The organism is Amycolatopsis sp. NPDC114505 (assembly GCF_055633615.1).
Genome location: NZ_JBVKDV010000002.1, coordinates 460,773 through 476,673, shown reverse-complemented (window position 1 = coordinate 476,673; position 15,901 = coordinate 460,773). Strand labels below are relative to the sequence as shown.

Annotated in this window: 8 protein-coding genes; all 8 read right to left on the bottom strand. The window is 71.3% G+C overall.

Features of this window, described 5'->3' with window-relative positions; translation table 11 throughout:
* The 8 genes from ACZ7OU_RS20265 to malQ all read right to left on the bottom strand — a co-directional run bounded on the left by ACZ7OU_RS20265 (position 1) and on the right by malQ (position 15,899).
* Positions 1-1,374 carry a maltokinase N-terminal cap-like domain-containing protein gene (locus ACZ7OU_RS20265; protein WP_470256224.1) on the bottom strand — a complete coding sequence of 458 codons (1,374 nt, stop codon included), beginning with the start codon at positions 1,372-1,374 and terminating at the stop codon, positions 1-3.
* 5 nt (positions 1,375-1,379) lie between these two features.
* Positions 1,380-3,188 carry a maltose alpha-D-glucosyltransferase gene (gene treS / locus ACZ7OU_RS20260; protein ID WP_470238521.1) on the bottom strand — a complete coding sequence of 603 codons (1,809 nt, stop codon included), beginning with the start codon at positions 3,186-3,188 and terminating at the stop codon, positions 1,380-1,382.
* Positions 3,189-3,226: 38 nt separating this feature from the next.
* Positions 3,227-5,209 (bottom strand): maltotransferase domain-containing protein, encoded by a 1,983-nt coding sequence (locus tag ACZ7OU_RS20255; RefSeq protein WP_470256223.1) that lies wholly within the window; start codon positions 5,207-5,209, stop codon positions 3,227-3,229.
* 352 nt (positions 5,210-5,561) lie between these two features.
* Entirely contained in the window at positions 5,562-7,709 is a 2,148-nt protein-coding gene (gene glgX, locus ACZ7OU_RS20250) for a glycogen debranching protein GlgX (protein ID WP_470256222.1), read from the bottom strand.
* 50 nt (positions 7,710-7,759) lie between these two features.
* Positions 7,760-9,472 carry a malto-oligosyltrehalose trehalohydrolase gene (treZ, locus tag ACZ7OU_RS20245; protein WP_470256221.1) on the bottom strand — a complete coding sequence of 571 codons (1,713 nt, stop codon included), beginning with the start codon at positions 9,470-9,472 and terminating at the stop codon, positions 7,760-7,762.
* On the bottom strand, positions 9,469-11,745 hold the full coding sequence (treY, locus tag ACZ7OU_RS20240; protein ID WP_470256220.1) for a malto-oligosyltrehalose synthase: 2,277 nt from the start codon (positions 11,743-11,745) through the stop codon (positions 9,469-9,471). The genes treZ and treY overlap by 4 nt, the downstream gene beginning before the upstream one ends.
* Positions 11,742-13,868, bottom strand: a complete 2,127-nt coding sequence (glgX, locus tag ACZ7OU_RS20235; RefSeq protein ID WP_470256219.1) for a glycogen debranching protein GlgX — start codon at positions 13,866-13,868, stop codon at positions 11,742-11,744. The genes treY and glgX (ACZ7OU_RS20235) overlap by 4 nt, the downstream gene beginning before the upstream one ends.
* 78 nt (positions 13,869-13,946) lie before the next feature.
* Entirely contained in the window at positions 13,947-15,899 is a 1,953-nt protein-coding gene (malQ, locus tag ACZ7OU_RS20230) for a 4-alpha-glucanotransferase (RefSeq protein ID WP_470256218.1), read from the bottom strand.
* Between the last annotated feature and the right edge of the window lie 2 nt (positions 15,900-15,901).

The window sequence follows — 15,901 nt, the reverse complement described above, 5'->3', positions numbered from 1 at the left end:
TCATCCCTCTCCATCGGTGATCCGGGCGATCGAGGCGAGCGGCACACCCAGCCAGTCGGGCCGGTTCGCGTGCTCGTAGCCCACCTCGTAGACCGCCTTGTCCAGTTCGAAGGCGCGCAGCAGCTCGCCCTGTTCGCGCGGGTCCGCCGCGACCGCGGCGTAGCCCTCGCAGAACGCCGCCCGGTTGCGGTGCGACCACTCCAGGGCCCGCGCGGCCAGCGCCGAGTCGTCCGGCTGGCCGACCAGCATCTGCTGGGCCGCGTAGTCGAACGACCTCAGCATGCCCGCCACGTCGCGCAACGGCGACCGCAGCGCGTGACGCTCCTCCACCGGCGCCGCCGGCTCGCCCTCGAAGTCGATCAGCAGCCAGCCGGTGACCGTCCGCAGCACCTGGCCGAGGTGCAGGTCGCCGTGGACGTACTGCATGGTCACGGAGTCGGCGGGCAGCGCGCGCAGCTTCTCGAACGCCGCCCGCAGCCCGGGAGCGTGCGCGGCCAGCTCCGGCACCCGCGCGGCGACGGTGTCGAGCCGGACGAGCATCGCCTTCGCCGACCGCTCCAGCTCGTCGGCGTCGACCGGCTCACTGCCGAGGGCCTCGGCCAGGTCCGCGTGCACCTCGGCCACCGCGCGCCCGAGCCGCTCGGCCTCGCCGGCGAAGTCGCCGCCGACCTCCTCGGCGTGCAGCTCCGGCGCGGCCATCAGGTCGCGGACGCTGGTGGTGGCCATCGCCCAGCCGTCGACCGCGTCCGCGACGAACTGCTGGAGCATGCCGACCGTGGTCGGCTCGCCGTCGAGGTCGCCGGTGATCGAGCCGAGCACCGGCGCGATGTGCTTGCTGTCGACGCCCTGCAGCGCCCGGTGCAGCATCAGGTCCTTGTTCTTGCCCGGCGTCAGCTTCCGGAACAGCTTGAGGATGTACTGCCCGCCGTAGACCAGGGACGTGTTGCTCTGCTCCGACGTGATCGGCCGCGCCCGCAGCCCGGTGTCGAGCTCCACGCCGGGCTCGTGCTCGAAGACGAGCGAGCCCACCGTGGCCTCCCGGGCCATCAGGTCCAGCAGCACGCCGGTGACGTCGAGGTCGCCGGACGCCTCGTAGGCGTTGAGGTCGCCGACGGCACCGATCCAGCTGCCCGACGAGATCTCCGGCGGGTGCGTCCGCCGGCCGACGAGCAGCTGGTAGGGCTCGCGCCGGTCACCCTGGGCGACCTCGACGACCACGTGCAGCAGCTGCGGGTCGCCCGCGACCAGCTCGGTCACGCCGAGCACCCGGACGCCGGTCACCGGCCGGTCCTTGCCGGCGAACCAGCGCTGCTCCGGCAGCCAGTGCTCCAGGTCGCCGAGCAGGTCGTCGACCAGCTCACGCGGGTCGGACAAGGGACTCACCTCGTTTCGCCTTCGTCTCCCGGGCTCGTCAGCTGGAACCAGTAGAAGCCGTGCCCCGGCAGCGTCAGCAGGTACGACAGGTCCCCGATGCCCGGGAAGCGCACGCCGCCGGTCAGTTCCACGGGGACGCAGCCGCGGTGCGCGGACAGGTCCAGCTCCACCGGCTGCGGGAACCGGGAAAGGTTGTTCACGCAGAGCACGACGTCCTCGCCGCCGTCCGGGCGCCGCCACTGGCGCTTGTACGCCAGCACGCTCGGGTTGGACCCGCCGAGGTCGACGAACTCGCCTTCGGCGAACGCGTGGTGCTCCTTGCGCACCTCGATCATCCGCCGGGTCCAGTTGAGCAGGGAGGACGCGTTGTTGGACTGCGCCTCGACGTTCAGGCCCTGGTAGCCGTACACCGGGTCCATGATCACCGGCAGGTAGATCCGGCCGGGATCGCAGGAGGAGAACCCGGCGTTGCGGTCCGGGGTCCACTGCATGGGTGTGCGCACCGCGTCACGATCGCCGAGCCAGATGTTGTCTCCCATGCCGATCTCGTCACCGTAGTACAGAACGGGCGAGCCCGGCAGGGACAGCAGCATCGCCGTGAAGAGCTCCTGCTGGTTGCGGTCGTTGTCCAGCAGCGGGGCCAGCCGGCGGCGGATGCCGATGTTGGCCTTCATCCGCGGGTCCTTGGCGTACTCCGTGTACATGTAGTCGCGCTCTTCGTCGGTGACCATCTCGAGGGTCAGCTCGTCGTGGTTGCGCAGGAAGATGCCCCACTGGGTGCCGCTGGGGATCTCCGGGGTCTGGGTGAGGATCTCCGAGATCGGGAAGCGCGACTCGCGGCGCACGGCCATGAAGATCCGCGGCATCAGCGGGAAGTGGAACGCCATGTGGCACTCGTCGCCGCCGACCGCCGCGTCGCCGAAGTACTCGACGACGTCCGACGGCCACTGGTTCGCCTCGGCCAGCAGGATCCGGCCGGGGTACTCGTCGTCGACGACCTTGCGGCAGCGCTTGAGGAACTCGTGCGTGCGCGGCAGGTTCTCGCAGTTGGTGCCCTCCTGCTCGAACAGGTACGGCACGGCGTCCAGGCGGAACCCGTCGATACCCAGGTCGAGCCAGAACCGCAGGGTGTCGATCATCGCGTTCTGGACGTCGGGGTTCTCGAAGTTCAGGTCGGGCTGGTGGGAGAAGAACCGGTGCCAGTAGAACTGGCCGCGCACCGGGTCGTAGGTCCAGTTCGACGTCTCGGTGTCGACGAAGATGATCCGCGCGTCGGCGTAGCGGGAGTCGTCGTCGCTCCACACGTAGTAGTCGCCGTACGGGCCGTCCGGGTCCTGGCGGGACTGCTGGAACCACGGGTGCGCGTCCGAGGTGTGGTTGAGCACCAGGTCCGTGATCACCCGGATGCCCCGCCGGTGCGCCTCGTTCAGCAGGAAGACGAAGTCCTCGACGCTGCCGAACTCCGGCAGCACCGCGCGGAAGTCGCTGATGTCGTACCCGCCGTCGCGCAGCGGCGACGCGTAGAACGGCGGCAGCCACAGGCAGTCGATGCCGAGCCAGGCCAGGTAGTCCAGGCGGCCGGCCAGGCCGCGCAGGTCGCCGGTGCCGTCGCCGTTCGAGTCGGCGAAGGCGCGCACCAGCACCTCGTAGAACACCGCGCCCTTGAACCAGTCCGGGCTGCTCGGCGCCTGCTGCGCCGAGCGGAAGTCGCCGGCCTGGGGCTCCACGAGCATGCCGTCGGCGGTGATCGCCTCACCGGTGTGCGGCACGCCGTCCAGCCCGAGCGCGGCGTCGGGGCGGGGTTCCTCCGCCATGTGTTCCACCTCAGTCCCTCGATCCGTTCCTTCCCCTGCTAACCGGCCAGCCGCCGCCGGACCGAGACCACGTGCGCCACGGCCCGCCAGGGCTCGAGCCGGACGAAGTTCGCCGGCCCCCAGTCCCAGGTGTCGCCGGTGACCTCGTCGTGGGCGATCAGCCGCTCGTGCGCCTCGAACCCGAGCTGGGCCGTGTCGAGCCACAGCGTGCCCTCCTGCGGCCCGTACGGGTCGAGGGTCACGACGGTGACCACGGTGTCGCCGGTCGCCGGGTCCTGTTTGGAGTACGCCAGCAGCGCGTCGTTGTCGACGTGGTGGAAGTGCAGGGTGCGCATCTGCTGCAGCGCCGGGTGCGCGCGGCGGACGGCGTTCAGCTTCGCGATCCACGGCTCCAGCGACCGCCCTTCGGCGAGGGCGCGCTCGAAGTCGCGGGGGCGCAGCTGGTACTTCTCGGAGTCGAGGTACTCCTCGCTGCCCTCGCGGACCGGGACGTGCTCGAACAGCTCGTACCCCGAGTAGACGCCCCACGTCGGCGAGATCGTCGCGGCCAGCGCGGCCCGCAGCGCGAACATGCCGGGCCCGCCGCGCTGCAGCGACTCGTGGAGGATGTCCGGGGTGTTGACGAACAGGTTCGGCCGGCCCTCGTTCCAGTGCTCGCGCAGGTCGATGGCGAAGTCGATCAGCTCCTGCTTGCCGGTCCGCCACGTGAAGTACGTGTAGCTCTGGGTGAAGCCGAGCCGGGCCAGTCCCCACAGCCGCGCCGGGCGGGTGAACGCCTCGGCGAGGAACAGGACGTCCGGGTGGGCGTCCTTCACCGACTGGATCAGCCAGGCCCAGAAGTCCGGCGGCTTGGTGTGTGGGTTGTCGACCCGGAAGATCTTCACCCCGTGGTCGATCCACACCGTGATGACCCGGAGCATCTCTTCGTAGACGCCCTTGGGGTCGTTGTCGAAGTTGATCGGGTAGATGTCCTGGTACTTCTTCGGCGGGTTCTCCGCGTAGGCGATCGACCCGTCCGGGCGGGTGGTGAAGAACTCCTGGTTCTTGAGCACCCACGGGTGGTCCGGCGCGGCCTGCAGCGCGAAGTCGAGCGCGACCTCCATGCCCAGCTCTTCCGAGCGGGCGACGAAGGCGTCGAAGTCGTCAAAGGTGCCGAGGTCCGGGTGGATGGCGTCGTGGCCGCCCTCGTCGGAGCCGATGGCCCACGGCGAGCCGACGTCGTGCGGCTGCGCGTCGAGGGTGTTGTTGGGCCCCTTGCGGTTCACGCGGCCGATCGGGTGGATCGGCGGCAGGTAGACGACGTCGAAGCCCATCTTGGCGACGCGGTCGAGCGCGGCCGAGGCCGTGGCGAAGGTGCCGTGCACCGCGTTGCCCTCGGCGTCGAGGCCGCCGGTGGAGCGGGGGAACAGCTCGTACCAGGAGCCGAACGCGGCGCGGGGGCGGTCGACCCACGCCTTGTGGGGCTTGCCCTTGGTGATCAGCTCCCGCACCGGGAACTCGTGCATGATCCGGCGGACCTCGGGCGAGAGCGCGGGTCCGACCCGCTCGGCGAGGCCGCGCTCCTCGTCGCGCAACGCGGTCAGCGCGCCGGTCAGCAGCGCCTTCTCCGCCCGGCGGTCCGGGCGGCGGGAGACGCGCTCCAGCAGCCGGGCGCCGTTCTCGAGATCGTTGGCGAGGTCCTCGGGGCCCTGCCCCGCGGCGATCTTCACCTCGACGTTGTGCTCCCACGTCGCCCAGGGATCGCTCCACGCGTCGATCCGGTAGGTCCACGTGCCGGTGGTGTCCGGGACGATCACCGCGGCGAACTCGTCGGGGTGGTCGGGACCGCGCGGCACCATCCGCGTCTGGCGCGTCAGGCGGTCGCCGGGACCGCGCCACGCGACGGTGGCCGCGACGGCGTCGTGGCCCTCGCGCCAGACGGTCGCGGTGACCGGGATGTGTTCCCCCACAACGGCTTTGGCCGGATACCGGCCGCAGCTCACGCTGGGGGAGACGTCGTCGATACCGAGCCGGCCGGTCATGGGCAACGCCCCTCGAAGTGTCGGTTTGGACGCAGGCGTCGTCAGTCTGCCTGACTCGATCAAGCACGAACGAGGCAGGGCTCTTTTGTTCTGTACCCACCCCGGTGCGGACGAAACGCTTTCCCCGCAACGAATTTCGGGCGGATGTCCGGCAGGTTAAGTCCACGCGGGGCCCGGCCGCCGGCCGCGGCCGCTGAACACCCGTACCCGAATGGACGACACGCGTACTCCGCCGGACGACACGCGCACGCGGATGGACGACACGGCGGCGGAGCCCGGCCCCACGTCGTGTCGTCCGGCCAGATACGCGTGTCGTCCGGCTGGGTGCGTGTGTCGTCCGGTGGGGTACGCGTCAGTAGGGTTCGGGGGCGGGGTCCGCCGCCAGGCGGGGGGCGCGGAGCAGGAGCAGGGAACGCGACTGGAGCGTCACGCGGCTCTTGGCTTCCAGGGTGCCCGGGTTGGCCGGGTTGCCGTCGGAGGTGCTCGTGTCGAGCGTCGGCTTGAACGTCTCGCCGTACTCGCGGCCCGGCAGCGTCACCTCGGCCGGCTCGTCGCCCGCGTGCAGCCACATCAGCCACGAGTGGTCGGGCACCAGCTCGCCGTCGCGGTTGCGGGCCTGGCTGTTCGAGCCGTCGACCCACATGCCGAGCGTGTGCCGGTCCTCGAACCAGTCGGTCTCGCCGAACTCCTCGCCGTCCGGGCGGAACCAGACCAGGTCCGGCTTGCCGGTCGGCGTCGTCCGGCCTTCGAAGAACTCCGGCTGCCGCAGCGCCGGGCTCATCGAGCGCAGCCGCACGACCCGGCGGGCGAAGGTCAACATGGCCTCGGCCTCGGGATCCTCTGGGGTCCAGTCCAGCCAGGACGTCTCGTCGTCGAGGCAGTACGCGTTGTTGTTGCCGCCCTGGGTCCGCCAGAACTCGTCGCCCGCGGTGATCATCGGGGTGCCGGTGGACAGCAGCAGCGTGGCGAACATGTTCCGCACCTGCCGCGCGCGCAGCCCGCGGATCCCCTCGTCGGCCGTGTCGCCCTCGGCGCCGTGGTTCCACGAGCGGTTGTCGTTGGTGCCGTCGCGGTTGTCCTCACCGTTGGCCTCGTTGTGCTTTTCGTTGTAGGACACCAGGTCCCGCAGCGTGAAGCCGTCGTGGGCGGTGACGAAGTTGATCGACTGCCACGGCCGGCGCAGGTTGTGGTCGTAGAGGTCCGACGAGCCGGACAGCCGGTAGGCGAGGTCGCGCACGCCGGTCGCGCCGCGCCAGAAGTCGCGCACGGTGTCGCGGTAGCGGCCGTTCCACTCCGCCCACTGGGCGCCGAAGCCGCCGACGCGGTAGCCCTCGCCGGTGGCGTCCCATGGCTCCGCGATGAGCTTGCAGCGCGAGAGCACCGGGTCGGTGGTGATCGCGGTGAGCAGCGTCGACGCGGGGTCGAACGGGCCGCCGCGGGCCCGGCCGAGCGTGCTGGCCAGGTCGAACCGGAAGCCGTCGACGCCCAGCTCCTGCGTCCAGTACCGCAGCGAGTCGGTGACCAGCCGGACCACGGTCGGCGAGCCGGCCTCCAGGGTGTTGCCGCAGCCGGTGATGTCGGCCATGTGGCCGCGCTCGGTGTGCAGGTAGTACACGGGCGCGTTCAGCCCGCGGAAGCTCAGCGTCGGCCCGTCGGGCCCGCCCTCGCAGGTGTGGTTGAACACGACGTCGATGATCACCTCGATGCCGGCCGCGTGCAGGGCGGCCACCATCAGCCGGAACTCCTCGACCTCGTGGCCGGGCTCGCTGGCGTAGCCGGCGTGCGGCGCGAAGAAGCCGAGCGGCGAGTACCCCCAGTAGTTGTGCCGGCCGGCCCGGACCAGCGACGGCTCGTCGAGGAACGAGTGCACCGGCAGCAGCTCCACCGACGTGACGCCGAGCCGGGTCAGGTACTCGATGGCCACCGGGTGGGCCAGGCCGAGGTAGGTGCCGCGCAGCGCCTCCGGGATGAACGGGTGCTGCTGGGTGAACCCCTTGACGTGCAGCTCGTAGATCACCGCCTCCTCGAACGGGACCTCCGGCTTGACCCCGGTGTCCGGCCCGCCCGGCGACGACACCACCGACAGCGGCACGCTGCCCAGGGAGTCCACTGTCGACATCGGCCCGCGCTCGGGGTCACCGGTGAAGCCCTGCGCCGCGGTCAGGTCGGTGAGCCCGCCGGTGATCTGCCGGGCGTAGGGGTCGAGCAGCAGCTTGTGCGGGTTGCAGCGCAGGCCGCGGGCCGGGTCGTACGGGCCGTGGATCCGGTAGCCGTACCGCTGCCCCGGCGTCACCCCGGGCACGAGGCCGTGCCAGACGCCGAACGTGCGCTCGGTGAGCGCGATCCGGCGCTCCGACCCGTCGGCGTCGATCAGGCACAGGTCGACCGCGTCCGCGACGGCGGAGGTGATCGCGAACCGGACCCCGCCCGCCTCGGGGTGGGCGCCGAGCGGGAACGGGCGTCCGGCGAGGACGTGCTGGGTCGAGGGTCGTGTGGCCATTCCTGAATCGTCCCAGATCCGGGTCACATCGCGCGCGATGTGACTTCCGGTTACGGGGTTTCGACCAGGACGAAACTCTCCGGCGGCAGGACCGCGGAACTCCCGTCCACGGTGGCCCCGGCCCAGGTCAGCAGGGTCGCGGTGGCCGCCAGCGGGAGCGTGACCGGGCCGGGACCGAAGTTGACGGCCAGCCGCAGCCCCCCGCGGTGCAGCACGAACCAAGAGCCGTCCGGCGCGGTGTCCACCCGCAGGTCGGCGACCCACGGGCCGGCCAGCTCGGGCCGCTCGCGGCGCAGCCGGATCAACGTCCGGTACAGCTCGAGGGTCTCGCGGTGGCCGGGCGTGTCCGCTTCGGCCCAGTCGAGCCGGGAGCGCTCGACCGTCGCCGGGTCCATCGGGTCGGGCACGTCGGACTCGCCCCAGCCGTGCCGGGCGAACTCGCGACGGCGGCCCGTGCGGACCGCCTCGGCCAGCTCCGGGTCCGGGAAGGAGGCGAAGAACTGCCACGGCGTGCTCGCCCCCCACTCCTCCCCCATGAACACCATCGGCGTGAACGGCGAGCAGAACAGGATGGCCGCGCCGCACGCCAGCCGGTCTCGCGACACGGTCGCGGACAGCCGGTCGCCGGTCGCGCGGTTGCCGATCTGGTCGTGGTTCTGCAGGTAGGCGAGGAAGCGGTGACCCGGCACGGTCCGGGTGTCGACCGGACGGCCGTGCGTCCGCTCGCGGAACGACGACCAGGTTCCGGCGTGGAAGAACACCTCGCGCAGCACCCGCTCGACGGCGTCTCCCGCGGCGAAGTCCGTGTAGTAGCCCGACTCCTCGCCGGTGAGCTTGACGTGCAGGGCGTGGTGGAAGTCGTCCGACCACTGGGCGTGCAGGCCGTACCCGCCGCGTTCGCGGGGCGTGACGAGCTTCGGGTCGTTGAGGTCGGACTCGGCGATCAGCGTCAGCGGCCGGTTCAGCGCCGCCGACAGCGCCTCGGTCTCGGTGGCGAGCTGTTCGAGCAGGTGGACGGCTCGCCGGTCGAGCAGCGCGTGCACGGCGTCCAGGCGCAGCGCGTCGACGTGGAAGTCGCGGAACCAGCTCAGCGCGTTGTCCACGACGTACCGGCGGACCTCGTCCGAACCGGCGCCGTCGAGGTTGAGGCCGGGCCCCCAGTCGTTCTGCCCGGCGAAGTACGGCCCGAAGCGGTCGAGGTAGGCGCCCGACGGCCCGAGGTGGTTGTAGACGACGTCGAGCACGACGGCCAGGCCGCGCGCGTGGGCCGCGTCGACGAACCGCTTGAAGCCGTCCGGACCGCCGTAGGGCTCGTGGACCGCGCCCCAGAGGACGCCGTCGTAGCCCCAGCCGGCGGTCCCGTCGAAGGAGTTGACCGGCAGCAGCTCGACGTGGGTGATGCCCAGCTCGACGAGGTGGTCGAGCCGGTCGATCGCCGCGTCGAAGGTGCCGCCCTCGGTGAACGTGCCGACGTGCAGCTCGTAGACGACGGCGCCGGGGAGCTGCCGGCCGTGCCAGGCGTCGTCGGTCCACTCGAACTCGCCGTGGTCGTAGACGCGCGACTCCTGGTGGACGCCGTGGGGCTGCCACCGCGACCGCGGGTCCGGCAGCCGGTCGCCGGAGTCGTCGAGGAGGAAGGCGTAGTTGATGCCCTCCGCTTCGGCGTGCCACCAGCCGCCGTCGCCGGCGGTCATCTCGTGCACGCCGGCGTCGACACTCACCCGGACTCGGCGGGCCGCCGGGGCCCACACGCTGAACCTCATGCGTCTCCTCGCACCAGCAACGCCACGGGGTACCGCTCGAACAGGGTCGCCAGGTCGCCGGTGACCTCGCGGCCGGTCAGGACGTCGGTCCAGACGCCGGCCGGCAGCGGGAGCACGGTGTCGCGCCAGCCGCCGGCGGCTTCGAGACCGACCGGCAGCCGGGTGACCGCGACCGCCAGGTCCGCGCTCCGGGTGAAGGCGAGGCAGTGCTCGGCCGCGACCCCTTCGGCGCGCAGCGGCCGGTAGCCGCGGAACAGCGCCGGGTGTTCACGGCGCAGCCGCAGCGCCTTGTGCACCACGAGCAGCTTCGCCGCGCCCGACGCGTCGATGTCCGACAGCTCGCCGTCGAGGACGCGGGCCAGGATCTCGCGCCGGACCGCGTAGTCGACCGGGCGGCGGTTGTCCGGGTCGACCAGCGAGAAGTCCCACAGCTCGGTGCCCTGGTAGACGTCCGGGACGCCGGGCGCGGTCAGCTGCACGAGCTTCTGGCCGAGGGAGTTCGCGTAGCCGGCCTTCTCGATGCGCCCGACGAACGCCTCGATGTCCGACGCCAGTCCGGCGTCGCCCATGACGTCCTCGGGCCACGCGGCGACGTCGGCCTCGAACGCCTCGTCGTGGCTGGTCCAGCTGGTCCGGAGCTTGGCTTCCTTGGCCGCCTTGTCGAGGTAGTCGCGCAGCCGCGCGGGCTCGATCGGCCACGTCGAAACCAGCGTCTGCCACGCGAGCAGGTTCAGCGACGGCTCGTCGATCCCGCGGCGCGCGGTCCACCGGCGGACGGCCTCGGCGAACTCGCCCGGCACTTCCGCGAGCACGGCCATCCGCGCGCGGGTGTCCTCCGAGCGCTTGGTGTCGTGCGTGGTCAACGTCGTCATCGAGGCCGGGTGCCCGGCTTCGCGTTCGGCCGCCAGGCGGTGGAACTCCTCGACGTCGAGGCCGAACCGGTCCGGGTTGCCGCCGACCTCGTTGAGCGCGGCGAAGCGGGTGTAGCGGTAGAACGTCGTGTCCTCGGTGCCCTTGGCCACGACCATGCCGGACGTCTGCTGGATGCGGGTGGCCAGCTCGCTGTCGGGGTTCTCGGTCACGTAGGCGTCGAGGAGGATCAGCGCGTCGGCGAGGTCCGGCCGGGCTTGCCGGGCTCCGGCGATCGCGGCCGCCCAGTTCGCCGCGCCTTCGGGGAGGTACGAGCGGTAGACGGGGAAGGCGACCATCGTCTCGGCGACGGCTTGCCGCGCCTGCTCCGGATCGACGTCGGGCAGCAGCGCGGCGATCCGCCGGACCTCGGCGACCAGGATGTGGTCGGTGACCAGGCGCCGGGCCTCGGCCTCGACGCGGTGGTAGCCGGTCTTCACGCCCAGCTCCGTGGCCAGCTCGGTGAAGGCGGGCTCGGCGGCCGGGTCGACGAAGACGCCGGCGACCTCGCGCAGGGCGTCGTAGCCGGTGGTTCCGTCGACCGGCCAGCTCTGCGGCAGCGGCTCGCCCGGGTGCAGGATCTTCTCGGCCACGATCCACGCGTTCGGCGCGTTCTCGCGCAGCCGCCGGAAGTAGCCGCCCGGGTCGGCGAGGCCGTCCGGGTGGTCGACGCGCAGGCCGGTGACGTCGCCGTCGGCGACCCAGCGCAGGACCTCCCCGTGCGTCTCGGCGAACACGGTCGGGTCCTCGACGCGGACCGCGGCCAGGTTCGTGATGTCGAAGAACCGCCGGTAGGTCAGCTCCGCGTTGCCGCGGCGCCAGCCGACCAGCCGGTAGTGCTGGCGCTCGTGGATCTCTTGCGGCGTCCCGCTTTCCGTGCCGGGGGCGATCGGGAAACGGTGGTCGTAGTAGGCGAGCTCGCCGCCGTCGACGGTCAGCTCGGCGACGGCGTCATCGTCGCCGAGCACCGGCAGCAGCAGCGGGCCGCGGTCCCAGTCGACGTCGAAGAAGGACGCGAACTCCGAGTCGCGGCCGTGCGCCAGGACGTCCCACCACCACCGGTTGACCTTCGGCACCTCGACCGACATGTGGTTCGGCACGATGTCGACGACCAGGCCGAGCCCGAGCTCCTTCAGCTTCGCGCTGAGCGCCTGCCGGGCTTCCTCGCCGCCCAGCGCGGGCCGCGCGCGGGTCGCGTCGACGACGTCGTAGCCGTGGGTCGAGCCGGGCGCCGCGTCCAGCACCGGCGACGCGTAGAGCGCCCCGATGCCCAGGTCACGCAGGTAGCCGGCGATCTCCGCGGCGTCGCTGAAGGGGAACTCCGGGCGCAGCTGCACCCGGTAGGTCGACTCCGGCACCGTCATTCGGACTCCGTCTCCGTCCGCTGCAGCACGATCAGGGAGCGGGCGGGCAGGGTGAACTGGCCGCCGCCTTCGATGGACTTCGCGTCGCGGGGCTCCACCTCGCCCGTCGCGGTGTCGATGACGACGGTCCAGGCCTGGCCGTAGCCGTTGCCCGGCAGCTTGGCGTCGATGTCCTCGTAGTGCGCGTTGAACGCGAGCAGGAACGAGTCGTCCTCGACGTGCATCCCGCGCGGGTCGAGGTCCGGGATCGCCTGGCCGTTGAGGAAGACGACGACCGCCTTGCCGAAGCCGTCGTCCCAGTTCTGCTCGGTCATCTCCTCGCCGGCCGGGGTGAACCAGGCGATGTCGCCGAGCTTCTCGCCCTTGCCGACCGGGCCGCCCTGGAAGAAGCGGCGGCGGCGGAATACCGGGTGCCCGTGCCGGAACGCGGTCAGCCCGCCGACGAACTGGACCAGGCCGGCGTTCTCCTTGGCCAGCTCCCAGTCCATCCAGGCGATCTCGGAGTCCTGGCAGTAGACGTTGTTGTTGCCCTGCTGGGTACGGCCGATCTCGTCGCCGTGCAGGATCATCGGCACACCCTGCGACAGCAGGATCGTGGCGAGCATGTTGCGCTGCTGGCGGATGCGCAGCTCGTTCACCTCCGGGTCGTCGGTCTCACCTTCGACACCGCAGTTCCACGAGCGGTTGTCGTCGGCGCCGTCGCGGCCGTCCTCGCCGTTGGCCTCGTTGTGCTTCTCGTTGTAGGACACCAGGTCCCGCAGCGTGAAGCCGTCGTGGGCGGTGACGAAGTTGATCGACGCGAACGGGCGGCGGCCGTCGTCCTGGTAGAGGTCCGACGAGCCGGTGATCCGCGACGCGAACTCCCCGAGCGTCGAGGGCTCGCCGCGCCAGAAGTCGCGGACGGTGTCGCGGTACTGCCCGTTCCACTCCGTCCACAGGGGAGGGAAGTTGCCGACCTGGTAGCCACCGGGGCCGACGTCCCACGGCTCGGCGATGAGCTTGACCTGGCTCACGATCGGGTCCTGCTGCACGAGGTCGAAGAACGTGGACAGCCGGTCGACGTCGTAGAACTCGCGCGCCAGCGCCGAGGCGAGGTCGAAGCGGAAGCCGTCGACGTGCATCTCGGTCACCCAGTACCGCAGCGAGTCCATGATCAGCTGCAGCGTGTGCGGGTTGCGCACGTTCATCGAGTTCCCGGTACCGGTGTAGTCCATGTAGTACTCGGGCTCCCCCTCGACCAGCCGGTAGTAGGCCTCGTTGTCGATGCCGCGCATCGACAAGGTCGGCCCGAGGTGGTTGCCCTCCGCGGTGTGGTTGTAAACCACGTCGAGGATCACTTCGATGCCGGCCTCGTGGAAGGCCTTGACCATGCCCTTGAACTCCTGGACCTGGCCGCCCTCACCGGGCATCGCGGCGTAGGAGTCGTGCGGCGCGAAGAAGCCGATCGTGTTGTAGCCCCAGTAGTTCGTGAGGCCCTTCTCCTCCAGGCCGTGGTCGGAGACGAACTGGTGCACCGGCAGCAGCTCCACCGCCGTCACGCCGAGCTTCTGGAGGTGTTCGACGACGGCGGGGTGCGCCAGGCCGGCATAGGTGCCCCGCAGCGCCTCGGGCACGAACGGGTGATTCACGGTCATGCCCTTGACGTGGGCTTCGTAGATCACCGTCTCGTTGTACGGCCGCTTCGGCTGACGGTCGTTGCCCCAGTCGAAGAACGGGTTCGCCACCAGCGAGTAGGGCACCCGGCCGGCGGAGTCGTCGTCGTTGCGATCCTCCGGGTTGGCGAACTGGTAGCCGAACAGCGACTCGTCCCACTTCACGCCGTGCGAAACGGCCTTCGCGTACGGGTCGATGAGCAGCTTGTTCGGGTTGCAGCGCAGGCCGCGGGCCGGGTCGTACGGGCCGTGCACCCGGAACCCGTAGCGCTGGCCGGGCTGGACGTTGAGCAGGTAGCCGTGGTGGACGAAGCCGTCCACCTCTTCCAGGGCGTACCGCGTTTCGTTGCCGTCGTCGTCGAAGAGGCACAGTTCGACCCGCTCCGCCACCTCGGAGAACAGGGCGAAGTTCGTCCCGACTCCGTCATAGGTGGCGCCGAGCGGGTAGGGCGTTCCGGGCCAGGGCCGCACTGGGTTCTCCTCGAGCTTTCGCAGGTTGTGCCGGGTGTCCGTGCTGACGGACGGGAATCGCGTGCCGTGGGGTACCCGTTACCGGGGCAAGGGACGCGCCGCCGCCAGCGGCGCGATCGCGGCGCGCACCCCCTTCGCGGTGAAGAAGCCGTCGACACTGACGGGAAGGGGGATCCGCCAGTTAGGGTACTGGTCGACGGTCCCGGGCAGATTCGGCTGCCGCACTTGGCCCGCCACGTCCGCCGGCGAGGTCAGCACCAGGCGTGACGCGGCTTCGGCGAGCAGCGTGTGCAGGGCGACGACCGGGTCGCCGGCCGGAATCCCTTCGCGCGCAACGAGTTCGAACAAAGCTTCACGTTCGGCGGCGGCCGCCTCTTCCTCCGCTTCGACACCCCGGTCCAGCAGCCCCAGCTCGGCCCGGACCCGGACGTGCTCGCCCTGCAGCCAGCCGGAGACCGTCGGCAGGTCGTGGGTGGAGATGCTGGCCATGGCCTCCGGGTCCCAGCTCGACGGACGCGTGAACGGCTTGCCCGGCGCGTCCCAGTCGCGTTCGAACCAGAGCACGGCCGAGCTGAGCATGCCGCGCTCGTGCATGGTCTCGGTGACGGTGTCCTCGACGGTGCCGAGGTCCTCCCCCACGACCACCGCGCCGGCCCGGTGCGCCTCGAGCGCGAGCACGCCGACCATGGCTTCGGCGTCGTAGTGGACGTAGGTGCCGCGGTGCGCGGGCTCGCCCGGCGGGATCCACCAGAGCCGCCAGAGCCCGGCGATGTGGTCGACCCGGATGCCGTCGGCGTAGCGCAGGACGCCGCGGATGACGTCCCGGAACGGCGCGTACCCGGCCTCGGCGAGCTTGTCCGGCCGCCACGGCGGCAGGTTCCAGTCCTGTCCCTGCTGGTTGAACGCGTCCGGCGGCGCGCCGACGCGGACGTCGGCGGCGAAGACGTCCCGCACCGCCCAGGTGTCGGCCCCGCCGGGGTGCACGCCGACGGGCAGGTCGTGCACGATCCCGACGGTCATCCCGGCGTCTTTCGCCGCTTTCCGGGCGGTTTCCAGCTGCTCCCGGCAGAGGTGCTGGAGCCAGGTGTGGAAGCCGACGCGGTCCTTGAGCTCTTCGCGAGCTTTTTCGACCTCGGGCCCGGCCGGGTCCCGGAGTGGCGCCGGCCACTCCCGCCAGTCGGCGCCGTGCTGCTCGGCGAGGGCGCAGAAGAGGGCGAAGTCTTCGAGGTCCCGGTCTTTCGGCAGGTCTTCGACCCGGTGCGGCCACAGCAGCTCGAGCGCGGCGCGCTTGGCCGTCCAGACGGCGTCGTAGTCGATCAGTTCGCCGTCCCGGTCCGGAGCCAGGGACTGCACGGCCTCCTGCGTCGCGGCGCCGGCCTGCGCGTAGGTCTCGGTGGCGGTGACGCGCAGGTAGATCGGGTTGGCGAAGCGCCGGCTCGCGGGCGAGTAGGGCGACCGCTCGACGGGGTGGGCCGGGCTGAACGCCTGCACGGGGTTGACCAGCAGCACTCCGGCGTCCAGCTCCGAGGCCGAGCGGGCGGCGAAGGTCGCGAGGTCGGCGTAGTCGCCGATGCCCCAGGAGCCGGCCGAGTGCAGGGCGTAGAGCTGCAGCATCCAGCCCCAAGCCGGCGGGACGTCCGGCAGCTTCGCGGGCACGACGGCGAGCACGACGTCCTGGTCGGCGGTGACGATCCGGTGCCAGCCGAGCGGCAGGTCGGCCGGGAGATCACCGGCGGTGACGCGCCGGCCCCCGTCTTCGAGGAAGATCTCGGCGTTGGTGCCGAGGCTCCGGGTGCTGCCTTCCTTCACGACGATCGTCGGGGGCAGCCCGCCGGGGGTTTCGCGCACGTCGAGGGCCCGGGCGATGGCGTCGTCGCTGGTCGCGTCGACCCCGAACTGCCCGAGAACGGCGACGACGACGTCGTCTTCGACATCGACCCAGACCTGGTCGGAGTTCTCGTACCGGGTGGCGACGCCGTAACGGTCGGCGAGCAGGTGCAAGGGGCTGCGGGTGGGGGTCTCGTCGGGCACCG